Below are 23,691 nucleotides of genomic sequence, written 5' to 3'. Positions count from 1 at the left end.
CCAACACGCTGCGCGTGTTGAAGTGCAACCGAGCCGCGTTGTGGCTCGGGGCTCGGCAAGCCGAGCCAGTTCTCTCCGCTTCGCTCCAAGAACTTGAGTGAACAGTTCCGCGTTGCGGACTGCCGGCAGTGCAACCGAGCCGCGTTGCGGCTCGGGGCTCGGCAAGCCGAGCCAGTTCTCTCCGCTTCGCTCCAAGAACTTGAGTGAACAGTTCCGCGTTGCGGACTGCCGGCAGTGCAACCGAGCCGCGTTGCGGCTCGGGGCTCGGCAAGCCGAGCCAGTTCTCTCCGCTTCGCTCCAAGAACCAAAAACGGCTGGCTAGAAGCCTCGTTCGGCTGAAGGCGTTACGGCATGCTTCTCTTCATGACTTCATCTGTGAGAACGATCCGCTTACGGTTGGCGGACTTTGCGGTGGACCCGAACGATCCGGATGTCATGCGTCGGGTACTGGAGGTTCAGGCTGATGTGCTGACTTTCGCGGATGGGGAACTGCGGTTGTGGCTTGACGGGACCGAGGTGTACAGCTCTCTTCTGGGTTCGGTGGTGGCGATCGAGTTTCCTCGGGAAACCGTAGCTTCTTCCTCTAAAACCTACTCTGTTGATGAGGTCCGGAGGCGGCACGGGAAGGCATATCAACGATGGACGCCGGAAGATGAGCAGTTGCTGCTGCAGCTTCACGCTGCGGGCGAGGAGGTCGAGGGGCTCGCTCAGCGTTTTGATCGTCAACCTAGCGCCATTCGCGCTCGATTGGTGAGGTTGGGGGCCTTGGCGGAGGGGGGTACGCCGGTGCGACAGGCGGACTCGCCCCCCTTCTAGCAACGGGGCGTGGTGTTCTTGGGGGCGTGGCTATCTGTGCTTCCTTATGAAAAAGTTTTGGTGAATTCGGATCTGGGCGTGTTGCCATCGATCTCTATGTAAGACGCGAATAGTGCCCCGGGAGCTCTCAGCTACACCGGGACAGCCGGTACGGCGTCCTCAGTTGTCCAGTCGCCATCGAAGAGCGTGGCGACCAGGAGAGTGTGGTTGTCCGGGAGTTGGCCCGCGCGATGCTTGGTGCGGGTTTTGGCGAGCCAGGCGCCGATCCTGACCGTGTCGTCGTCGACGCGGATCGTCTCGCGGGCGGCGGGGGCGCGGCCTTCGCGGTGGAGGAAGAGTTCGAGGAGTTGCACGGTCTGTTCGAAGGTGCGGCGGGGGCGGCCAGTAGAGGTGAGGGGGTTGCCGGCCGGGGTGAGGCCGAGGGAGGCCAGCAGGTGTTGCTGGCCGGGGTGGAGGGTGTGCCAGGTGGTGAGCTGGCGGTGCAGCCAGGAGCCGATCTTTACTCCGGCCAGGAGGGTGTCGTGGGTGAGCGTGGCGGGGTCTGTGCCGTTGGTGAGGTGGGTGCGCAGCAGGTGGTATTTGCGGTGCCAGTCCGGGCCGTAGGGCAGGCGCCAGTGGGCATCGAGGGCGGTCAGGTCGTCGGCGCGGGCGGGGTCTAGGGCGTTCTTGGTGGCGAGGTGGCGTTGTTCGGCGAGCCATGCGCCGGTGGGGGTGGTGGCGGGGGCGGCGAGGTGGCCGTGGGTTTGGTGGTAGTCGGCGGCCGCGGTGAGGCGGGCGCGCCAGGCGGCCTGGTGTTTGTCCCAGATCATGCCCAGGGTGTCGAGTTCGGCGGTGAGGTCGGGGTCGAGGCGGCCGGTGTGGTGGGCGTCGCGCATGGTGGTGATGAAGCGGCCGAGTTCGTAGCCGACGGTGTCCACGTGGTCGGTGGGGACGTCGAGATGGCCGTAGTGGTCGTGGAATGCCTGGGCTGCGGTCAGGCCTTCGCGGCGGGAGCGTGAGAGGGGGCCGCGGGGGTTGAAGGAGATGAGGTCCATGGCGCGGGCGATACGTTCGGGGTGGACGGTGAAGTCGAAGTGCCACCGGTGCCCGATGAGCCGGCTGGTTTCCGCAGGCAGGCGGTTGGCTTTGTTCGGGAGGCGTTCGAGGATGCGGTGGTCGTGGCTGGCCAGGGCGGTGGTGATCGCCCATACCGGCTCGTACGCGGTGCCCAGGATGTCTTCGGAGTCCGCGCCTGGGGGGATGTAGACGGGGACGATGAGGCTTGCGGTCTTGCCGGACACGTCCAGGCGTAGTGCCCGGCCCAGGCCCTGGACGCAGCGGATGACGCTGCTGGTGGGGTCGGCGAAGACGACCGCGTCGACGGACGGGATGTCGACGCCTTCGGCGATCACCTTCGCGTTCGTCAGGATCGCGCGGGGTGAGGCGGCGAAGTCGGTGAAGATCTGGGCGCGTTGGTCGGGGGTGTGGTCGCCGTGGACGAAGAACACTGTCGGCTGCAGGCCGGGGAACGCCCGGGGGTCTGCCCGGCGCAGCCGGCGCAGGGTGTGGCCGAGCTCGCGGGTGAACCGTCTCGCGTCTTCGACGAGGTGGAAGAAGACGAGCACGCGGCGCAGTTCGTGGTCGGACATGGCCTTCAGGACGGCCAGGTGCAGGGCGGTCGTCCGCAGCGCGTCGTGGGTATCGGCGATGTCGGTGCTCGTACCGGGGGCGGTGGTGTTGAGGCGGGTGCGCAGCTCGGTGTCGGTGATGGTGGGCACCACGATGCGGTAGTCCGCCGCGACGCCGTCCTCGATCGCCTGGGCGAGGGGGTACTCGAAGATCTTCTTTCCGTAGACGGCCTCGTTGTCCATGGAGTTGAGCGACACGTCCATGCCGGGCTCAAGCGTGCGTCGGCGGGGCCGGGGGCGGCCGGTGTCTGCGGACTCGACAAGGTCCGGTGCGGCGAAACTCCGGGGGGTGGCCGTCATGTAGAGGCGGCGGTCCGCACGGATCCGGGCGGTGTCGTTGACTGCGGCCCATTTCTTGTCCGCCCGGCCGGCGATCCGGTGCGCCTCGTCCATGACCGCGAGGTCGAACGGCGGCACACGGTAGCGGGTGTGCTGGGTGCCCTCGATCTTGTCGAGGGAGTCGTACGTACAGATCACCGTCAACGCGGGCAGTTGGTCCTCCCCCTCCCCCACCACCGACATCAGGGCGGCAAGCGAGCGGGAGTCGCTGGTGGAGCCGACCCGGCGTGCGGCAAGCGCGCCGTGCGCGGAGGCGTCCATCGAGGACACGATCACCATGTGCCCGGTGTGCCCGTCACGCCGCCAGGCGAGCGCGGTCTGCGCGGCCAGATCCAGGGTGGGCACGACGACCAGTACTAGGCGTGCCTGCAGCGCGTCCGCGACGCGGATCGAAACCAGCGTCTTGCCCGTACCCGTCGCGGAAACGAACAGGGCCCGGGTATACGGGCGCCGCAAATGCCGCACTGCCGCTTTCAGTCCACGCTCCTGGCCCGGGCGCAGCTCAGGCTTCCGGAACGGGCGGACAGAGGGGGCGTCGACCGGCGTAACCATGCCGCTCATCATGACGCAGAGGCAGGTGGGATATGTGGGGCTGTGGCGTGGGCTGCGTCTGGTCCCAGGGCGGGTCTGCAGTCCGCTTGCGCTGCCTGGCGTCTTGTTCGGGCGGGTTCGGCAAACCGGCCAGACTGATCACCCTCTGTCGAGCCGTCGAGGCCGTGATCCGTTGGTGGAGGTGGGTCGGCGCCAGCCCGGGCCCGGCGCCGACCGGGCAGGCAGGCAAGGGGCCCGGAAGCAGGTCAAGCCGACACCGGGTGTGGTGTCGGCTTGACGTGTCGGCGGACGCGGTCCAACGCGCCTGCCGGGCATCCTGAAGCGGTGCGGGTTTGCGACCAGTAGCCGTCAGGAGGACACCGGCGGCTCGCCGTCGGTGTCGTGCTGGGACCACCGTCTTCCTGAAGGGGTCCAGGCCGCAAGTCGGCAGGAACAAACGGTGGGCCACCGCGGGCGCGGAAGACGCGGAAGACATCGGTGGCATGCTGGAGTTCGGGGGGTGGCCGGGTGACGGATCCGGTGGCGGGGCGGGGAACACCAACGGGGCCAGAATTTCACATAACAGACAAAAGCCGCACGGGGACGGGGCGGAGGACTGCGGGGCGTGGAAGGGTATGTCGAGCGCAGCCCGCCGTGTGTGGCAGGTCCAACTGCCGTAAGGGCTGCGCGACTTTGCGACCAGTAGCCCTGGGCCCCGGCGCCTCGCCGGCGGCCCCCGTCAGGACGGAGTCCTGCGCACCATGAGCGATCTCTCCTCCCTCCCCGGCCCGGCCGAACCGGCAACGGCCTGCCCCTGTGTCCCCGGCGCCGCCGAACCGGACGGTGACTCAGGGCGGTTCGGGTCCACGCACGCGCTGATCCTGCTGATCGCCGTCCTGGGACTGGGCAGCACCCTGTTCCTCGTCGGCACCCCGTTGGAGACCGTCTTCGCGCTGCTGGGCGGCTGCGGAGCGATCGGCGCCGCCACCCTGGCCGCGGCCCGGGGCGGCCGGCGGCTGGTGACCGTCATCGTCGAGACCGCCGTGCGGTCTTCCACGGCCGCAGGCAAGTAGGCGCCCGCCATGACCCGTTCATCCGCCGTCGGCACCCCGGACCGTTCCTTCGCCGACCTCGCCGAGCACCTGATCGCCCTGCGCCGGGCCGCGCGGTTGCCTCAGCGTGCCCTCGCCGAGGCTGCCAACGTCTCCCGCGGCGCCGTCCAGCGCGCCGAGTCCGGCACCGCGGCGCCCTCCCCGGCCGTCCTCGACGCCTACGTGCGTGCCTGCGCAGGTACCCCGGCCGACCAGGCCCGGGCACGTCTCCTGCGCAACCGTGGCCGCACCGCACAGCGCGGCCGCCTCCGCCACCTCAAGGCGCCGGCCCCCGCCCTCATCCACAACGAGGGCGACCTCGGCGCTGCCCTAGGAGCTGTTCGAAGTTCGGATCTTGCGAGGTTCAATGGTGTGCTGGCCTGGGCTGGTAGAACTCCTGCGTGGCGCGTTTTGATGTGACGGATCCCGAGTGGGAGTTGATCGAGGGACGTCTGCCGGTGGCGGCGACGGGTCCGCTGCCTCGACGGGTGCGGGACCAGTTCAACGGCGTGCTGTGGAGGTTTCGCACCGGCAGCGGCTGGCGTGATGTCCCGGAACGCTACGGGCCCTGGTCCACGGTGTATTCACGGTTCAGAGCCTGGTCGAAGGCCGGGGTGTTCCAAGCGCTGATGGACGGTCTGATCGCCGAGGCTGCTGCACGCGGGCAGGTCGGGCTGGAACTGGTCAGTGTGGATTCCACGGTCGTGCGGGCCCATCACGAATCGGCAGGTCTGGCGATCGCCGGGGAGACCCTGGACGCACTCGAACAGGCACTGACCGAGGAAAAGGGGGTTCCGCTGCCGGAACAGGGACCGGTCCTGCGGGTGATGCGCCACCGCCGGTATCCGGCGCGGGCGACTCGCAGGAGGGCCGGGAGCGGTCCGCGGCACGGCGCCGTCGCCGGGCACGGGCGGAGGCGGCCGGGCTCGGCAGGTCCAGAGGCGGGCTGAGCAGCAAGGTCCACGCCGCGGTCGACGCGGCGGGACTGCCACTGGTGCTCGTGCTGACCCCGGGCCAGGCGGCGGACTGCCCGCAGTTCCAGGTGGTGCTCGGCCGGATCCGCGTCGCAGGCCCCAGGGGCCGCCCGCGCACCCGGCCCGGGGCGGTGGCCGCCGACAAGGCCTACTCGTCCAAGGCCAACCGCGCCTACCTGCGCAGACGCGGGATCACCGCAGTCATCCCGGAAAAGAACGACCAAGCTGCCAACCGCCGGAAGAAGGGCTCGGCCGGCGGCCGGCCCGTCGTCTTCGACGCGCACCGCTACAAGCAGCGCAACACTGTGGAGCGCTGCTTCCAGAAGATCAAGACCTGGCGTGGGCTCGCCACCCGCTATGACAAGTCCCCCGAGAGCTACGAGGCAGGACTTCACCTCCGGGGATCGCTCATGTGGCTGAAGCAGCTCACCTCAACTACATGATCCGAACCCCAAACAGCCCCTAGCAGTCGTGTACGAACGGGCCGGCGCGCCCTCGCCGAGCGACAGCCGCCTCGCCCCCGGTCGGCGGCCGCTGCCGCGCACCACGGCGTGGCGGATCGTGGAGCGCAAGAAACTGCCGCCCACCGCCGAGCAGTTGGTGACGTTCCTGACCCTGTGCGGCATCGGCCCCGACGCACAGCGCCCGTACATCGATGCCTACCACCGCATCACCACCCACCGCACCCGCCCCGAGCCCCCGTCCGCCCGGCGTCCCCCCGACCACCTCGCCCGTCTCGTCCGCCTCGGCCTCGACGAACTAGCGTCGGCCCGGCCCGTCCCCGACCACCTCGTCCGTGACGAACTGCCGCTCGACATCGACACGTTCAACCTTCCCCACCCCTATCCCCGGTTCCTCCAGAAGCTGCCGCGGGACGAGATCACGACCGCCGTCGCCGTCGCTACCGCCTTCCTGGCCTCGAGAGAAGCCCGGCGTAACGGGTCCACCTTCGATCGAGCGCTCCGTGTCGAAAACCCCTCCTCCGGCCCCTCCGAAATCAGCATCATGCCCCTCGCAGGCGGCCGTTCCGCAGGAGAGCTCTACGCAATCAAGTACTCGCCCCTGCCTGACACCTTCCGGGACGACAAGACCGACCTCATCACGCGCAACGCCGACGGCAGCACAACGATCTACGAGGCCAAGAGCCACCACCGTCCCACTCCGCCCCCGCCTCCGGCTCGGGATGCCGGACACGCCGCCTGACCCCCAGAAAAGGTACTGACTCTCGCCCCAAGTGGCCTGCTCAATCTCGACAGCAGAAGCCAACGCTTCTCACACCAGACCCTGACGATGCACGTCAGGGCCTGGGTTCGGCCAGTGTCGTATATACCCACCCGGCCGCTGATGACGGCGCCGTGAGCGCTCCATGGCCTCCCGCACGACGGACGCTCTATGGTCCCGGGCCGCAGTGGCGGTGCCCGCACCTGTCTGGTACCCCAGCAGTGGAACAACCTCGTGTGTCAGTCCGGCCCTCTACGCTGGAACCTGATGCGGGCGGTGTGGGCCAGCAGAACGGTCAGAGGACGGCAGTGACGGAAAACGACAGCAGGGCACACAACTGGCAGAGCATCCGGGAATGGGACGGAAGCCAGCATCGCGCCTTTGAAGAACTGTGCTTCCAGCTCCGCACGCCAGCGCCTCCGGGCTGGGAGACGATCAAGACAGCCGCCCCGGACGGCGGTGTCGAATGGTACGACCAGGCCCCCGACGGCAGTGCCGCGCACGGGTACCAGGTCAAGTTCGTCCACCGCATCGAAGACCTGATCCCCCAGGCGAAGAAGAGCGCCAAGACAGTCGGCGAGAACATCGCCCACCGGAAGATCGTCCGGCTTGAGTTCCTCACGCCCTTCGACCTCTCCGATCCCACTCCTTTCACCCCGAGCGGCACGCCGCGTACCGGCGCACGAAAGCGGTGGAACAACAACGTCGTCAAGTGGAACAATGAACTGCCTGGTCTCGCCGGTGTCGACATCCGCTATGTCGGTGGTGGCGAATTGCTGGAACGCCTGACCCGGCCCGGTAATGAGGGACGCCAATGGTTCTTCTTCGAAAAGCGTGCGCTGGGCACGGAGTGGTTACGGGAACAGGTCACGCTCGCTGAGCGTCTGGCTGATTCGCGGTACACCCCGGAACATCATGTGACGTTGCCGCTGGCCCAGGTGGCGGACGCGTGCGCCCTGCCGCAGGAATTCCTCCGGCAGAGTGTTCAGCGGGCCCGGGACCTGCAGTCCACTTTTGAGACAGCCCTCTCCGAGATGACGTGGTGGCATGACCGCTACCCTGCGCCGGACAGCAGCCCGGCGCACGAAGCGCTGTCGCGGTGGGTGCAGTTGTGGACACGTCCGCTGCGGGAGGGCGCGGACAGCTTGGTCCAAGACCTGACTGCGGCATCCGCGAGCTCCGGTTTCCCCGCCGAGCAGACAGCCGCTGTGGCTGAGGACATGCTTGACCGGCTGGGCGAATTCAGGGGCCTGGCCGACCAGTTCGCCGGAGAACCGACCGAAAGTGGTGATGCTTCGGCGCCGCCTCTCTCGCAGCCGGGCATGGGCCACGCACAGACTGCATCCGAGAGTCTGGAATCTTTACGCGAGGGAGCTCTCGCACGTGCCCGCAACGCCTGCGAGCGGGTGCTGAACCTGATGCAGAGCAGCGCTGCCCGGGCAGCGGAAAAGGGAGCGTGGCTGCTCCTGGGGGAAGCCGGGCAGGGCAAGACACATCTGCTGGTCGATGCCGCACAAAGGGCCGTGGACAAAGACCGGCCGGCGCTGGTCGTGTTCGGGCAAGAGCTGAGCGGCCACAGCCCTTTGAGCGAGATCGCGCGGAGACGCGGACTGGGCCCCCTCCCCGAGCGGGATTTCCTCCAGGCGATGGACGCCGCGGGCGCGGCCAGCGGCAGCCGCTTCCTGCTGATCATCGATGCCCTCAATGACTCCGCCGACGCGGGGCGCTGGAAGAGCGAACTGCTCGCTCTCCAGGGGCATCTGGCCGGATACCGGCACATCGCTCTGGTGGTGTCCTGCCGCTCGACCTTCAGATCTCTGGTGGTACCTGACCGTTTCGACGGGCCTACTTCGGTGCACTCTGGCTTCGCAGGCCGGGAGATGGAAGGCCTCGAGAGTTACCTTCGGGGCAATCAGGCTGCTCTTCCCAACACCCCCCTGCTCGCCTCGGTCTTCACCAGCCCGCTCTTCGTGAAGCTGTACGCGGACAGCCTGAACAAGAGCCGGGACAGGGGATCGGGTGGCCGTCCGCGGGACCGCAGCGCGGTGTTCGACGCCTATGTCGATCACCGGGCGGAGACCATCTGTTCCCGGCTCGGGCTGGACCCCATCGAGCGGCCCGTGCACCGTGCGGTGGACGCCCTTGCCACACGCATGGCCGCCGAACGGCTTTCCGTGCTTCCCCGCGGTGAGGCCCGCGATCTTGCGGACGCCTGCGCGCCTGCAGCCACGACGTGGCCGGACACCATGCTCGGGGAACTCCTCGCTCAGGGCATCGTGTCCCACGAGCGGACCTACAGGGCGGAGGAAGAAGTCGGTATCGGTTTCCCCTATCAGGCGTTCGGCGACGACCGCGTCGTGCGGTCGGTCCTCGCTGCCCACCAGGACGAGATCAAGTCGCTCCGTCAGGGCCAAAACCTGGCCGCCGACTCCTCCTTGCGAAACTGGCTGTGTCAGGCCGCACCCAACTATCAAGAAGCCGCGTCGATTCTCCTGCCCGAGCAGACCGGCACGGAACTCATCGACCTCCTTGCCTCCCCTCCTCGGCCCGCGACGGAGACCACCGAGCCCGACGACCGGGCGGACACGCAGCGCTACCTCCTGGCCCGTAGTTTCCTGGAAACGCTTCCCCTCCGCAGCACACGAAGCGTCACCGAACGCACCATCGCACTCCTCAACGAGTCAGCGGCCCGTCACGGGCGTACCTCCGACGTGCTGGAGGCTGTCCTGGCGGTCGCCGCGGAGCCAGGGCATCTGCTGAACGCCGACCGTCTCCACCAGGTACTGGCGAGAAGAACACGGCCCGAACGCGACGCCTGGTGGGGTGTTGAGACCTACACGATGCTGTGGGACGTCACCGCGCTGCACCGGCTGCTGCGCTGGGCCGAGCAGTACCCCACCCCGCAGGATCTCCACCCCTCGTCCCGTCCGGCCCAGCCCCGGCTCGGGGACCGGACACGCCGGCCCGTGACTGCTCCCGCACCCAGCAACGAGGAAGTCGTCCGGCTGGCGGCCACGACACTGATCTGGACCCTCACGTCCTCCAACCGGTTCCTCCGGGACCGTGCAACCAAAGCCCTCGTGCAACTGCTCCTGGGGCACGGGGACGTGCTGGTGTCCCTCCTGGACAGATTCCTGCACGAGGACGCCGGGAAGGTGGACGATTCCTACCTCTTCGAGCGCCTGGTGTGGGTCGCGTACGGGGTCGTGGCCCGCCGTGGCGAGGGCGAGGGGCGGCGAGGCCTCCTGAAGCAGGTCGCGCAGCGGATCATTGAATATGTCTACGGAGACACCGGTTCGCCAGCGCATGCCTCGAGGAACGCGTTGCTGTGCGATGCGGCTACCCGCATCGTGACCATGGCGCACGGCGCGGGTGCCGTCACCGACGACGAAGCAGGGGTGGTCAGGCACCCGCATCCCTGCCCGGACATCGGGCAGGCCCCGGCGGAAGACGATCTCGACAACCTCTTCCCGCGGCGCGAGCGGGACCAGCCCCAGTGGGGCTCGATTCGCTCCTCCCTGTCAACACTGGGAGACTTCGCGGACTACGAAGTGCGGTCGGCCGTCAACCATTTCAGCATGCTGCCTCTGGCGTCCGGCTATCCCCAGCGGCCATCGTGGCAGCGCCGCGACGATCCTGTCGTGGTGGACACCGCCCGCATCCCCGCCTTCGCAGAGAGCCTCCCCGAGTCGGTCCGGTCTGCCCTGAGTTCACCGGCCGCTGTCACGCAGCTCCTCACCGGGTGGAAGGGGCGGCAGGTCCTCGACCGCGATCAGTACGCGCTGCTGCACGACTGCAGGGCGCCACCCGCCGACGACGAACGCCTCGCCGATACCCGGGTGGACGCAGAGTGGGCCGCGCGGTGGGTTCTCGCCCGCGTCGCCGATCTTGGATGGTCACCGGAGCTCTTCGCCGAGTTCGACACCTTCCGTGGACGCATGCCCAGCTCAAGGCAGTCCCACAAAGGCGAACGGATCGGCAAGAAGTACCAGTGGATGGCCCTCCACGAGCTGGTGGAGAGACTGGCGAACCACCGTCACCCCCACCGGGCCTTCGAAGACGACGACACCGAGTACCCCGGCGCGGCACGGCTGTCCCTGCTCGACATCGATCCCTCTCTTCCGCCGGCCCGGCACCCGTTCGACGCCGACGACGACGCAAGCGACCCCAGAGAAGCGGACAACGCAACCTTTCCGCCCTCCGATCCTTCACACCCTCTCGCTCCGCCCGTCCCGGTACTGCCTGACAACGACGGTATCGACGAGTGGATCATCCGTCCGAACAACCTGCCCGACCTCGGAGAACTGGGCATCCGGGCCGACGATCAGGGCAGGGAGTGGATCGTCCTCCACGAACAGGCCATGGATGATCACGACGGTCGCGGCTGGAACATCACCCGCGGACAGGCAGAGCAGTGGCACCGCATCCACAGCTGGATCGTTGCCGACGGCCAGTCCGCCAGCCTGCTCACATGGCTTAAAGGCCGGTCTCTGATGAACCGGCTGATGCCCGAGGACCCCGAACGCCGCAGCCTCCTCTTCGCCGACTTCCCCACTGTGCCCGGCCCCTGGACCGACCCGGAACCCGACACCTGGCACGTGCGTACATTCCTGTACCCGGACCAGGGACCGAGCCACGACGGCCCGGACAGCGTGGATGGTCCAGACGATGACACCGACCCGGCCACGCCGGAGCCGGCACCCGCACCGGCCGTTGCCTCCGGGCCTATCGATGCCTTCACCATCTGGAGGAACAAGAGAGAGAAGACGCAGTCCGAGTCACTCCTCGACCTCGCGGAGCAATGGGCGGACGGCCCCGTCGACGATGGGGACAGCTGGCTGGAGCGCACCCTCGACGCACAGCCGCAGGCCCGGATCGACCGCGCCACGGACGCCGCCGGACAACCCGTCACAGCTGTCCCGACCGCCCAGACCTACAACTGGGGTGCACAGAGCTCCGACTGCTCCCTCGACGCACCCGTATCCGTGACGCTGCTCAATGACCCGCTCCTGAGAGACAGCGGACTCCAACGGGACCCCGACCGCCCCCGCTGGTACGACACCGACGGGCGGCTCCAGGTGCAGTACCTGTCCTGGGAGCGCCCAACCGGTGCGGCCCACAGTCTCCTTGTCTCCCGGCAGTGGCTGGAGCAGCGGCTCCAACGAAGCGGGCGCTGCCTGGTCCAAGGGGTGCTCGGCGAACGGCAGACCATCACACCCGAACACCCGCGTATCTGGAGAGAGTTCAGCCAGACGGCAGGCCACACGGCAGAAGGGCGACGGGCAGCGGGAACAGTTGTCACCGTGCTCAGGAGGAGCTTCAGATAGCGGGACCAGCACTTAAGCGGGATGTCACTTCCGTCTGCGGCAAGCCCTCCTTGGGCGAAGCGTCATGTTCCGATGCTGTGGCGGATCCCAAGCAGGAGGCCGCCGCAGACCTGACCTAAGGGTTCATCCAGCGGCCGAACGCGTCGACCAGACCGGCGTAGAACTCTTCGCCGGGAACGGATCCCGGGTTTCGGCTCGCATCGTAGAAGGCGACGTTGGTGAACGCAGCCGAGGCGGAGGCGTTCAGGTTCTTGTAGAAGGCGAGTTTGCCACGACCAAACCCGACGAACAGCCAGAAGACCCCAAGGGTGGCGGTGTTCTGCAGAAGGGACCGCACCTGAGCCTTGTCCCATGGTTCGTCACCGACCTGAACGACCACGAAGGCGGGGTCGGAGGCTCCGGACTCCTGGTAGTGGCTGACTGTCCGGCGCATGGCATCGGCCACGTTCCCCCATCCCCAGTCGACTTGCGTGTGGAGCTGCCCGATGCGGCCGCGGTAGTTGTCCAGCCGGATCTCTTCAAGGAACGGCTCCTCACCGCTGGAGAAGATCACTGGGACTGTGCCGTCGTCGTCCAGGTTGGCCGACAGCGCGAGCACCCGCTCCGCGAATGCCTGAACGGCGAACGACTCGTACATCTCCTCCATGTGCCAGTCGTGATCAAGGATCAGATAGACCGCCGCCCGCTTTCCCGTCAGGCCCCTGTGGACCAAGGCCTTCCCGGCCTGCCGGGCCGGCTCCATGAGGGCCGGAGCCTGGCTCTGCACCTTGGACAAATCCACTGCGGCATCCGCAGCGGCGGGCCGGGTCTGGGCAGGAACCGATACCGCGCTCGGCGCGGTACCGGGGTCGTCAATGTCGACGCCGTAGTCGGTGGCCAGCCCTGCGAGCCCGGACGCGTAGCCCTGGCCCACCGCGCGGACTTTCCAGGCGTCGCCTCGTCGATAAAGCTCGGCAAGGACCACTACAGTCTCCCCGGCAGTGAAGTCCGGCGCGCTGAAGTCCCTGCCGGGCAAGCCGGACTGCGTGATGGTCAGACGCGGCGCGGTGGTGAACACCGACGCGGGCTGCTGCGGGTCGGCACTGGCAACCACCACGACCGTGGCCACGCTGGTCGGAAGCCGGTCCAGATCCGCAGTGATGCTGCGCCCCGTCAGGGTCACCCCGTCGTGCGCGGGATGGTTGAAAAAGACCAGGTCATCGTCACTGCGGACCTTGCCCCCTGCGCCCAGAAGCAGAGCTGAGACATCAGCAGCAACCCCTGTAGAAACAACGGTGAAAGTGACCGGTCCTGCTGCCAGCGAAGCGTTCTGGCCCTTGAGCAACGTAGTCACAGACGCTCCATTTGGTCGACGAAGTACATTTGACGATTCTTCCCCTACGCCCCATTCCGCCGCAGCCGAACCCGCAGGTACTCGACATCTGAACAGGTGCGACCGACCAAGCCAGGGCCAGATCTTGATGCGCCTGCTACACACCAGCCCCCTCCCGGAGGACGAAGTCGTCAGGGTGCTGGAGGAGACGCGCGAACTTGCAAAGGCTCTCGCTCTCGCCCCTGGCAACGTTCAGGACCAGGCTCGAAGGCAAGCAGCGGGCCTCCCCCTAGGAGCTGTTCGAAGTTCGGATCTTGCGAGGTTCAATGGTGTGCTGGCCTGGGCTGGTAGAACTCCTGCGTGGCGCGTTTTGATGTGACGGATCCCGAGTGGGAGTTGATCGAGGGACGTCTGCCGGTGGCGGCGACGGGTCCGCTGCCTCGACGGGTGCGGGACCAGTTCAACGGCGTGCTGTGGAGGTTTCGCACCGGCAGCGGCTGGCGTGATGTCCCGGAACGCTACGGGCCCTGGTCCACGGTGTATTCACGGTTCAGAGCCTGGTCGAAGGCCGGGGTGTTCCAAGCGCTGATGGACGGTCTGATCGCCGAGGCTGCTGCACGCGGGCAGGTCGGGCTGGAACTGGTCAGTGTGGATTCCACGGTCGTGCGGGCCCATCACGAATCGGCAGGTCTGGCGATCGCCGGGGAGACCCTGGACGCACTCGAACAGGCACTGACCGAGGAAAAGGGGTTCCGCTGCCGGAACAGGGACCGGTCCTGCGGGTGATGCGCCACCGCCGGTATCCGGCGCGGGCGACTCGCAGGAGGGCCGGGAGCGGTCCGCGGCACGGCGCCGTCGCCGGGCACGGGCGGAGGCGGCCGGGCTCGGCAGGTCCAGAGGCGGGCTGAGCAGCAAGGTCCACGCCGCGGTCGACGCGGCGGGACTGCCACTGGTGCTCGTGCTGACCCCGGGCCAGGCGGCGGACTGCCCGCAGTTCCAGGTGGTGCTCGGCCGGATCCGCGTCGCAGGCCCCAGGGGCCGCCCGCGCACCCGGCCCGGGGCGGTGGCCGCCGACAAGGCCTACTCGTCCAAGGCCAACCGCGCCTACCTGCGCAGACGCGGGATCACCGCAGTCATCCCGGAAAAGAACGACCAAGCTGCCAACCGCCGGAAGAAGGGCTCGGCCGGCGGCCGGCCCGTCGTCTTCGACGCGCACCGCTACAAGCAGCGCAACACTGTGGAGCGCTGCTTCCAGAAGATCAAGACCTGGCGTGGGCTCGCCACCCGCTATGACAAGTCCCCCGAGAGCTACGAGGCAGGACTTCACCTCCGGGGATCGCTCATGTGGCTGAAGCAGCTCACCTCAACTACATGATCCGAACCCCAAACAGCTCCTAGACAGCGCACTCGCCCTGCAGCAGACCTTCACTGGCGCGCGCCGCACTTGGCAATCTCACGAATGACACCTTTGCACGCGCGGTCGACGCGACTCTCACCGATCAGGACAAGTACCTTCGCAACGCTGTCTACATCCATGGTTGGGCGCGCGCTCTCACGGGATCGCGACGCAACTCTGACCAAGCCGCGTCTGGGGACCACTCCCGCACCGTCATCCGGGTTTCTTCGCCCCTCTCATTCCTCTCCCTCGCGAAGAGCGCCCAGACTCTATCTGCCTCTCTGCCGGACATCTGCAGGCTTGTCGGCGCCGTGGAGGCAGCACATCTCCAAGTCGCTGCTCTGACGTTGGCAGCATCGGCACAGCACCCCCTGAACCAACCCGCCCTCGCCGCCTTATACCGGACTGTGGGCGCAGGGCTGAACGTCCTACTCGAACGATCAGACGGCAGAGCCACACCGTCCGAAACGATCGTCCTGGTCCGCTCATAACCTCAAGCTCCTCCGCTGCGGCCTCGTGGCGGGAGACTTCTTCGCCATCTTCTTCGCTGAGCTCTTCTCGCGTGTCGGCAAGGCATGCACCGCCGCGTCTTCACCGTGGAACTGGGAGCCGTCCGGACCGCTCGCTCCTGCGTGGGACATCAGTGACTGAACGCGCCAGGGGAGGGTTCCGGCCATTATTCCCGAAAGGAACAAGATCCTATGGTTTGCGCCCTGGCCGCTGTCGTCACGTGCGGGCAGGATCGCTCTCTCACGTTCTGTTCAGGGTCGGACAGAGCGAGATACCGGGGGCATGAAAGTGGAATCCGTCGATCATCGATCAGTCTTTTCAGTACCGGCCGTCCCTGTGGGAGTCTCGCCTGCCGCTTCGGCGGAGCAGACGGCCTACACCGAGGGAATCACCCGAAAGCTGTGCTCGGCCGCCTATGCCCGCCCCGATCGGCTGGCGGGCCTGCACGCCGGCTGGTCGGCGAAGAAGAAGGCGGTCAAAGCCGCAGTGCGAAGCAAGCTTCGCCTGCGAGGGCCGGAGGCTGGTTCTGGGGGCCCGGCGGGCAGTGACCGGCGGCCGCCTTCGGTGGTGACGGGTGAGGAGTTCGCTCTGTGGGTGCGGCGGCGGATCAAGGGGGCTGCGCGGCCTGGTCCAGTTTTCGGTTTCAACCAGCAGCCGGTTGTGCACGCCTGTGGTGAGGCAGTGCGGCAGTCACGGTGGCGCCGGAGCTGCCTGGTTCTTCTGCTGGTCCTTGCCGGCTGGGCAGGTTGGAGTGGCCTGCTGTCGGCGGCCTGGGCGACAGGCGTGGCGGGGATGGGTGTGTGGCTCATCTGTGCGGTTGACCGTTTGGTTGCGCAGCAGCGGATGAATGCGCTGCTGGCCGGGGATCTGTTGCCTGGTCCGTCGGCTGAGCAGGTTCCGGTGCTGCCTTACATCCGTGAGATGCGTAATACGGGCCCGCGGTATCGCTTCGTGGGAGCGGGCCTGCAGTCATGGCCTGCGGCGGTCATCGGTATCGATGTCGAGCCGGCGCCACCCGGGCAGGATGATCGCGACCAGCCGGCTCCTGCCGGGGTGCCGGGGGTCCCGTCGACAGCCGGGGACATGGCCGCCGCTGTGCTCGCTGCTCTGGGCAAGCACAGCGGACAGGGAGATCCCCGTAAGCCGTTGAAGCATTTCGGGGTTGCTGACCTGCACGCGCATGTCGCGGCGAAACTGAAGGATCCGGCGCCCGCTCACTCCCGCAGCCACCCGGTGCCGCGGACGGAGATTCTGGGCATCGCGGGAGTGGCCGCGAACCGCTGGGACACTCTGGACACAGCGGCCTGGGAAGCAATGCACGCTCTGGCGGCGGGGGACCGCGCCACGACCCGGCTTCCGGGCGCCGACATCGCCCGCCGCTACATCTGGGCCAGAATCACCGGCTGGAGCGGCGAGTTGATCGTGTCCGTCCTGGTGCGCTTCGAATATCAAGGCGGCTTCCTGCGGGTCGTGGTTCTGCCGCACATCATGGCGCCGCTGAACCCAGCAGTCGCAGGGCTTACGGCGGCCGATGTCAGGACTCCGGCCTGGATAGGCAGGACGCTGCTCAACTCTCTCGGAGACATCGCCGCAGGAATCAACCGGATCGTCCGTCGCACACCGCGGCAGGTGCCCGAACTGGACACCGGCAGCGGCCCCGTCAGCCTGCGCGAGGTCTACAGCCTGCGCTGGATCGACGACATGCACATGTACGACGATGCCCGCTACTACGTGCAGATGATGCAGCGCCGCGTCTTCGACTCCACCGAGATCTTCCTGCGCGACCACAACGTCGACATCGCCGCCTACCAGCAACAGGCCTCGGCCATCTACAACTTCGGTGTCATGAACGGCGGCACCATGACCGGCCCCGTCCAGGCCGCCCCGTTCTCCCAAGACCCCACCATGAACTAGGAGAGCCTTCATGAGCCGCCGTACCCCCTCCCCCGATCCCACACCCCCCGGCGTCAACTACGGAGTCATCAACTCCGGAACCATGGGCCCCACCCAGGCCGCGGCCTTCTCCCACAACGCCACCCAGCACAACCACATCCACTCCCCCGCCACAGAGAAAGCCCACGAGAGCATCCAGGACCTGCGCACCACACTGGAACAGCTGCGCGGACAGCACCAGGACGCCGAGCTCGCTCTGCGCATCCTCGACGAGATCAGCCCCCGCCTCGACGCACCTGAGAACGACGCCGGATTCCTCCGCATGATGCTCACCAACCTGCTCGACAAATGCGGAGGCATTCCCGGCGTCCTCGCGTCCGCCCAGCTCGTGCAGTCCACCGTCATGGCCCTCCTGCCCGCCGCGTGAAACGCCCCCGCATGGTCCGCCACCAGCTCGTCAAGGGCGGAGCGTCCCCGGACGACCCCACGCTGACCGGCTACCGGCAGAACCCGCCGCGCGATTACGGGCTGGCGCAGTTGGACGCCCCACTCCCAGTTCGAAGACGCGGTGCGGAGACTGATGCGCCGTGGCTGTTGCCCGAACCCTGTCCTTGGCGGGGGCGGCCGGGATCTGGGCGCCGATATGAAAGCTACCGACCCTTGCGGTCGCGCTGGGTGATCCGGCGCAAACACGGGTGTAACGGCCTCAACGCCAGGAAAGGTGCCCTGCCGGAGATCGCAGCTACCATGACGGGCCGGGAAGATCCGTACAACTGCCTTACTTTGCAAGTGGCTTGATGGAGCAGCAGAGAGGTCGCCGCGTGTACCTGAGTGTCCCCTTCGAAGACGGTGAGGTCTTCGTCGTCGAGTTGTCTGACGAGCAGGGTTCCGGGGTGATCCGGGCGAGTCGCGGTGACGGACTCTTCGAGACGTCCGCCGACACGTTCGAGTCGGGTATGGCCCGGGTGCAGCGGGTGGCCGCGACGATGCTGGAGCGGCTGGCGGATCTCCCGCGCAAACCTGATCACGTCCGTGCGGAGTTCGGACTGCGGGTGACGGCGGAGGCGGGCCTGGTCGTGGCGAAGGGATCCGGGGACGCGCACATCAAGCTGGAGCTGGAGTGGGGCCGCTCCGAGGGCGGCGCGTGACACCGGCAGGCGAGCCGGACTTTGCTTGGGAGCGCGGGACGGCCCGAGTGCTTCATGACGGCCGTCCGGTCGGGGTGGCGTTCCTGATCCCCGACCGGCTGCTGCTTACGTGTGCCCACGTCGTCGCCTCCACCGCAGGTCTCCCGGACGACGAACCGCTGCCGGACCTTCTTCCGGTCACGCTCGACTTCCCGTTGCTGCCCGGGCGTCCCAAGGTCACGGCCTCCGTGCGCTTCAGTGTTCCCGTGGCCGGTGACAGCAGCGGTGATGTCGCCGTCCTGCAGTTGGACGGCGAGCCCCCGCCGGGTTCGGTGCCCCTGCGGATCGTGGAGGCGGAGGACCTGGCGGGGCACCGCTGGCGGGCTTTCGGGTTCCCGAAGTACCCGGGACGAGGTGGCAGCAAGGACGCCGGGATCTGGACCCGTGGCACCGTCGAGGGCCGCGAGGGTACCGGCTGGTGGCAGCTGACCTGCGACGAAGAGGCACCGTTCCCGCTGGCAGGCGGCTTCAGCGGGGCGCCGGTGTGGGACGAGGAATACGGCGGTGTCATCGGTATCGTCGTCGCCGTCGAGGGGGACCAGAGGCGCCGGACCGGCTACGCCCTCACCGTGGAGTCCCTCACCCGGGAGTGGCCCGAACTGCGCAGAAGGCTGCTGGCGGACAGCCCGTACCGCGAACTGCTGCCGTTCACCGAGCACGACCGCGCAGTCTTCCACGGCCGCACGAACGAGACGCAGCACCTGGTCGAACTCCTCGATCAGCAGCAGGTACCTGTCCTTCCTGTGTTCGGATCCTCCGGCGTCGGCAAGTCCTCGCTGGTCGGCGCCGGCCTGCTCGGGCACCTCGACAGCGACCGGTACGTGATCGCCCGCTTGCCCCACGGGCTGCGTCTCACCGCCGAGGAGCTGCTGGCCTGGGCTCTTGCCTCGGCGGGAGATGCGGACACCATGCAGGCGGGCTGGCACGACCGCTGGTTGGCGCTGGCCCGGCAGCTCACCGGCGAGCAGGGCATCCGTACCGCGGTGGAGCAGACACTGGCCCGCCACGGCGGACGGTCCCGGCTGGTGCTGGTGGTCGACCAGTTCGAAACGCTGCTCGCGGACGCGCCCGACACCGCCCGCCGGCTGGACGCCATGCTCGGGGTTCTGACGGCTCGCCGCATGGACGGCAGCCGTCCCGCCCAGGCCGTGGTCGTCACCCGGATCGACTTCCTCCGGCAGATCGAGCAGCTCCCCCACCTCTGTACGGCGTGGGACGCCACCCCGGTGGTGGTACAGCCGATGATGCGGACGCAGCTGCGAGAGGCGATCACCTGCCCGCTGGAGGGGCATGCGGGGGTCCGGTTCGCCGACGGCCTGGTCGAGCAGTTGCTGCGGGACACCCCACCCGGCCCGGCCGCGCTGCCGATGCTGGAGTACGCCCTGAGCCAACTGTGGGAGCGACAGGAACGCGGGTGGCTGACCACCACCGCGTACCAGGAACTCGGTGGCGTGGAGGGGGCCCTGGCGGGAGAAGCGGAACACAGTCTGTGGGACTGGGCGGACGAGGCCGAGCAGCAGGCGCTGGAGCGGATCTTCATCCAACTCGTACGTCCCGGCGAGCAGCTGGACGCCGGAGAGCGCGGCCCGGACACCCGCCGGGTAGCCGCACGTACCCAGTTCTCCGCAGGCGACTGGGCATTGATCCACCGGCTTGCCAGCACGCGGCTGGTCGTGGTGACGCGCCGCCCGACGGGGCGGGACACTGCTGAGCTCGCGCATCAGGCACTGGTGGAGAAGTGGGAGCGGCTGCAACGCTGGGTCGAGGAGAACCGGGAGTTCCGCAGCTGGCAGGAAGGGCTGCGCCGTTCCCTGCGGGCCTGGCAGGAGCAGGGCCGTCCGCAGGAACTGACCCTGGGCAAGGAGCAGATCGCAGAGGCGCGGCGGTGGATCGGCGCACGCGTCACCGAAATACCCGACGAGGAGGCCGAGTTCGTCGAGGCCAGTGCCCAGGTCCAGCAGCGTCTCGCCCGTTGGCGCCGCCGGCGCCGCGCGGGCTTCGCCGTACTCACCGCACTTGTCCTCGTTGCGGCGGGCCTGGCCACCCTCAACGCCCACAGCAGCAACGAGCAGCGGGCCCTGGCCGCCTCTCGGAGCCTGACGGAGCAGAGCCGGCAGCAGGCCAACACCGACCCAGCCCTGGCGGCTCGCCTCGCCCTTGCAGCTCAGCGCGTCTCCCCGACTCCGGAGACTCGCGCCCAGCTCCTGTCCACGGTTTCCTCACCCTTACGGGCCACGCTCATGGGACACACGGCAGAGGTAAGGTCGGTCGCCTTCAGCCCGGACGGCAAGACCCTCGCGACCAGCGGAAACGACGGCACGGCACGACTGTGGGACATGGCAGGGCGCCGGCAGCTGGCTTCACTCGACGGCCACAGCAGCCAGGTGCACACGGCGGCGTTCAGCCCCGACGGCAGGACTCTCGTCACCAGCCACGGCGGGAAGGTGCGGCTGTGGGACGCCCACACGCGAAAGCAGACCGCTGCCTTGACCGGCGTCCGGAGCCCGGCGGTCTTCAGCCCGGACGGAGACACAATCGCCACCAGCGGCCAGAAGGGCAAAGTCCTGCTCTGGGACGCCCGTACCCATCAGAAAATCGACGAACTCCAGGCCCACCGCAACGACGACGGCTGGCCCTCCCTCCTCGCATTCAGCCCCGACGGCAGGACCCTTGCCGTCACCGTTACCGGCTACGGCACCAGCGACAGCGACAAGTCTGCGGTGCAGCTCTGGGACGTACGGGAGAAGCGCCGCACCGCCACGCTGAAGGGCCACACGGGTTTTGTCCAGTCGCTGGCGTTCAGCCAGGACGGCAAAACGCTGGCCACGGGGGCGAGCGACGCCACGACGCGCCTGTGGGACGTGCGCAGCCACCGCCCGCTGGCCACGCTCACCGGACACAGCGGCACCGTGTTCGCCCTGGCCTTCAGCCCGGACGGCCGGACCCTGGCAAGCGGAGGCCAGGACCGCTCCATACGGCTGTGGGACGTGCGGGAGCGCACGGCCGTGACCGTACTGAGCAGCCATACCGGGTCTGTGGACGCACTCGCGTTCAGCCCGGACGGCGCAATGCTGGCCAGCGGGGCCGGGGATGCCACGGTCCGGCTGTGGGACATGGAGGTCGGGCAGCCGCGCGCTACCTTCGCAGGGCCAGGCGGTTCGGGAAGCCCGGCGGCCTACAGCTCGAACGGGAAAGTCCTCGCGACCGGTGACGGCGACGGGAGCGTGGACCTGCACGACGCCCGTACGCGGCGCACGCTGGGCCGCCTGACCGGGCACGTAGGCAAGGTGAGCTCGGTACGGTTCAGCCCGGATGGGCGGTTCGTCGCCGCGAGCAGCCATGACAGTCCGGCGGTCCTGCTGTGGGACGTACGCACCCGCCGCCTGCTCGTTTCTCTAGACGGCCACCGCAGCCCTGTGCAGTCCGTGCGCTTCAGCCCTGATGGCCATACCCTCGCCACCAGCAGTTACATCGACGGGACGACCCGCCTGTGGAGTGTACGGACCCATAGGCAGTTGGCGGCCTTCGCCGGCGGGGCCGGCTGGATGACCTTCAGCCCGGACGGCAGGATCTTCGTGACCGGCGGCTTCCAGTCCTCTTCCGTACAGCTGTGGGACGCACGGACCCACCGTCGCCTCGGCACCCTCGACACGGTCACCAAAATGGTCAGCTCCGTAGCCTTCAGCCCGGACGGCAGCACCCTGGCAACAGCGGGCTGGGACGGCAAACTGCGGCTGTGGGACGTGCAGCACCGCCGCCTCACGGCAACGCTCACGGGCCACACCGACTCCGCGCAGTCGGTGGCCTTCACCCCGGACGGGAAAACCCTCGCCAGCAGCGGCCGGGACGCCACGGCGAGACTGTGGGATGTACGCACCCACCGCCGCCTCGCCACCCTCAGCGGCCACACCGGCACCATCTGGTCGGCCGTCGTCAGCCCGGACGGCAAGACCCTGGCAACTACCGGCGACGACCGGGCAGTACGCCTGTGGGACCTTCGGACCTACAGGCAACTGGCCCTGCTCACCGGCCACACCGGCGTCCTGCGCTCGGCCCTCTTCGCTCCGGACGGGAACACCCTCACCACCAGCAGCGACGACGGGACCGTACGGCTGTGGGACACCGACGCCTTCAATGACCTCGCCACCCTCACCGACAAGGCCTGCGCGATCGCGGGCCGGTCCCTGACCGAACGGGAATGGCACCGCTACATCCCCGACAAGATCGCATACCACCGGATCTGCCCCTGACCCGTGACCGGAGCCATGACAAGGTTCCGCACGATGCCCCGCCCCTGGCCAGAAACGAGTCACTGAACCCGCTCCGGGATCCTCGCCCCCTGGCCCGTCGACGACTACCTCGCCCTGCTCAACGCCTGCCGCCACGATCTCACCGAGCTGCGCCAGGTGTTCGCCGAACTGCACCGGCTGCCGCGGCCGGCCGACGCCCGGTACCGCAGAGAAGATCGTGTACTCCACGACACTTGACTCGGTGTCCACCGCGAGGACCAGGATCGAGCGGACCTTCGACCCCGACGCGATACGCACACTCAACGCCGAGTCCGCGCACGACCTCACCATCGACGGCCCGAACCTCGCCAGGCGATCGCGGCTGGCCTGGTGGACGACTACCACCTGTTCATCGAGCGTGGTCGGCGGCGGCAAGCGGTCCTTCCCCGACGGCGTACGCCTCGATCTCGGACCGGTTAGCGTTATCCAGCCGGTGCTCGGCTCACGCGCGCCGTTCGAACTGGGCAACTTGATCATCGCCGAGGACCCTGTTGTCCATACCGCAATTTGATCTCGCCAACACGCGCCGATGCACCCGTGAGCGAGGCGGCGCCCAGGCGCGGGCGTCAAAGCGCCCTGAGTGGCCGGTAAGGGAGTTGGGGCCACGGCCGACTGCTGATCATGACAGGATGGTGCTCATGGGGGACGTAAATCTCGCTTTTGATGACGGCTCGGTGGTGCGCCTGCACCTCACTCCTGCGCTCGAGGACATCTCTGCAATGCCCGAGCGGGGCACAAGCCAGCGCGAAACCGAAGCGAGCGAACCTCTCGACCTTCCAGCGGACTTCGGATCAGCCCTGCCCGTGAGCGTCAACGAACGTGCGGCGCAGGCCCTCACCCGAGGCGGCGAAGCGCTCGCCGAGGCTCTGCGTCCTTTGGGCGGCGTGCTTGACGGAATCCACCAGTCGTTCACCGAATCGACCCGGCGGCCGAACGAGGTCACCGTCGAGTTCGGCGTGACCTTGGGGAGCGATTTCAGCCTCGGGGTCTTCTCGGGGAAGGGTGAGGCGAGTTTCACCGTATCCGCCACCTGGAACTTCACCGACTCACCGGACGTGCCCGTCCCGGAAGAGCTGCCTTCCCTGAACAGGGCGGCTGCGAACGGGGCGGCTTCTCCCTCCGCGTCGTGACGGAAGGC

Annotated in this window: 12 protein-coding genes and 3 pseudogenes; 13 read left to right on the top strand and 2 right to left on the bottom strand. The window is 68.0% G+C overall.

Annotation, left to right across the window (positions count from 1 at the left end; genetic code table 11):
- The first annotated feature begins 351 nt into the window (after positions 1–351).
- A complete protein-coding gene (locus OIE74_RS38510) occupies positions 352–816 on the top strand; it encodes a hypothetical protein (RefSeq protein ID WP_329377011.1) in 465 nt (154 codons plus the stop codon).
- 131 nt (positions 817–947) lie between these two features.
- Here OIE74_RS38510 and OIE74_RS38505 read toward each other — a convergent pair whose 3' ends face one another.
- Entirely contained in the window at positions 948–3,374 is a 2,427-nt protein-coding gene (locus tag OIE74_RS38505; RefSeq protein WP_329392113.1) for a DEAD/DEAH box helicase, read from the bottom strand.
- Positions 3,375–4,114: 740 nt separating this feature from the next.
- On the opposite strand from OIE74_RS38505, the gene OIE74_RS38500 reads away from it, so the two are divergent.
- From OIE74_RS38500 to OIE74_RS38480, 5 genes and pseudogenes are all read left to right on the top strand, one after another.
- Entirely contained in the window at positions 4,115–4,426 is a 312-nt protein-coding gene (locus OIE74_RS38500) for a hypothetical protein (RefSeq protein WP_329377014.1), read from the top strand.
- A 9-nt stretch (positions 4,427–4,435) separates the two neighbouring features.
- Positions 4,436–4,864, top strand: coding sequence for a helix-turn-helix domain-containing protein (locus tag OIE74_RS38495; RefSeq protein ID WP_329377016.1), 429 nt, complete (start codon positions 4,436–4,438; stop codon positions 4,862–4,864).
- Positions 4,846–5,861 (top strand): annotated as a pseudogene (locus tag OIE74_RS38490) (IS5 family transposase). The gene OIE74_RS38495 and the pseudogene OIE74_RS38490 overlap by 19 nt, the downstream one beginning before the upstream one ends.
- Before the next feature lie 28 nt (positions 5,862–5,889).
- Positions 5,890–6,621, top strand: coding sequence for a hypothetical protein (locus OIE74_RS38485; RefSeq protein ID WP_329377018.1), 732 nt, complete (start codon positions 5,890–5,892; stop codon positions 6,619–6,621).
- 326 nt (positions 6,622–6,947) lie between these two features.
- Entirely contained in the window at positions 6,948–11,966 is a 5,019-nt protein-coding gene (locus tag OIE74_RS38480; RefSeq protein ID WP_329377020.1) for a hypothetical protein, read from the top strand.
- Positions 11,967–12,081: 115 nt separating this feature from the next.
- On the opposite strand, the gene OIE74_RS38475 is transcribed toward OIE74_RS38480, so the two are convergent.
- Positions 12,082–13,299, bottom strand: coding sequence for a VWA domain-containing protein (locus tag OIE74_RS38475; RefSeq protein ID WP_329377022.1), 1,218 nt, complete (start codon positions 13,297–13,299; stop codon positions 12,082–12,084).
- 339 nt (positions 13,300–13,638) lie between these two features.
- Here OIE74_RS38475 and OIE74_RS38470 point away from each other — a divergent pair.
- The 7 genes and pseudogenes from OIE74_RS38470 to OIE74_RS38440 all read left to right on the top strand — a co-directional run bounded on the left by OIE74_RS38470 (position 13,639) and on the right by OIE74_RS38440 (position 23,683).
- A pseudogene (locus OIE74_RS38470) lies at positions 13,639–14,653 on the top strand (IS5 family transposase).
- Positions 14,654–15,466: 813 nt separating this feature from the next.
- The gene (locus OIE74_RS38465; protein ID WP_329377023.1) at positions 15,467–17,098 is read left to right on the top strand and encodes a hypothetical protein; all 1,632 of its coding nucleotides are present in this window, start codon (positions 15,467–15,469) and stop codon (positions 17,096–17,098) included.
- A gap of 10 nt (positions 17,099–17,108) precedes the next feature.
- Complete coding sequence (locus OIE74_RS38460) at positions 17,109–17,504, top strand: hypothetical protein (RefSeq protein WP_329377024.1); 396 nt, start codon at positions 17,109–17,111, stop codon at positions 17,502–17,504.
- Between the two features lie 394 nt (positions 17,505–17,898).
- Positions 17,899–18,225: a CU044_2847 family protein gene (locus tag OIE74_RS38455; protein WP_329377025.1), complete on the top strand. Its 327-nt coding sequence runs from the start codon at positions 17,899–17,901 to the stop codon at positions 18,223–18,225.
- 47 nt (positions 18,226–18,272) lie between these two features.
- Entirely contained in the window at positions 18,273–22,514 is a 4,242-nt protein-coding gene (locus OIE74_RS38450; protein ID WP_329377026.1) for an nSTAND1 domain-containing NTPase, read from the top strand.
- 205 nt (positions 22,515–22,719) lie between these two features.
- Positions 22,720–23,064: pseudogene (locus OIE74_RS38445) on the top strand (hypothetical protein); the annotation flags it as partial.
- Between the two features lie 118 nt (positions 23,065–23,182).
- On the top strand, positions 23,183–23,683 hold the full coding sequence (locus OIE74_RS38440; RefSeq protein ID WP_329377028.1) for a CU044_2847 family protein: 501 nt from the start codon (positions 23,183–23,185) through the stop codon (positions 23,681–23,683).
- Positions 23,684–23,691 lie beyond the last annotated feature (8 nt).

This window comes from Streptomyces sp. NBC_01716 (assembly GCF_036248275.1).
Classification (GTDB): domain Bacteria; phylum Actinomycetota; class Actinomycetes; order Streptomycetales; family Streptomycetaceae; genus Streptomyces.
Note: the sequence above shows the minus strand (reverse complement) of the source record. Positions and strands in the feature narration are given on the sequence as shown.

Bases quoted from the DNA above. Each gene is read 5' to 3' on its own strand.
- OIE74_RS38505 (WP_329392113.1), bottom strand. From the start codon at position 3,374: ATGGTTACGCCGGTCGACGCCCCCTCTGTCCGCCCGTTCCGGAAGCCT.
- OIE74_RS38500 (WP_329377014.1), top strand. From the start codon at position 4,115: ATGAGCGATCTCTCCTCCCTCCCCGGCCCGGCCGAACCGGCAACGGCC.
- OIE74_RS38460 (WP_329377024.1), top strand. From the start codon at position 17,109: ATGAGCCGCCGTACCCCCTCCCCCGATCCCACACCCCCCGGCGTCAAC.
- OIE74_RS38495 (WP_329377016.1), top strand. From the start codon at position 4,436: ATGACCCGTTCATCCGCCGTCGGCACCCCGGACCGTTCCTTCGCCGAC.
- OIE74_RS38510 (WP_329377011.1), top strand. From the start codon at position 352: ATGCTTCTCTTCATGACTTCATCTGTGAGAACGATCCGCTTACGGTTG.
- OIE74_RS38465 (WP_329377023.1), top strand. From the start codon at position 15,467: ATGAAAGTGGAATCCGTCGATCATCGATCAGTCTTTTCAGTACCGGCC.
- OIE74_RS38440 (WP_329377028.1), top strand. From the start codon at position 23,183: ATGGTGCTCATGGGGGACGTAAATCTCGCTTTTGATGACGGCTCGGTG.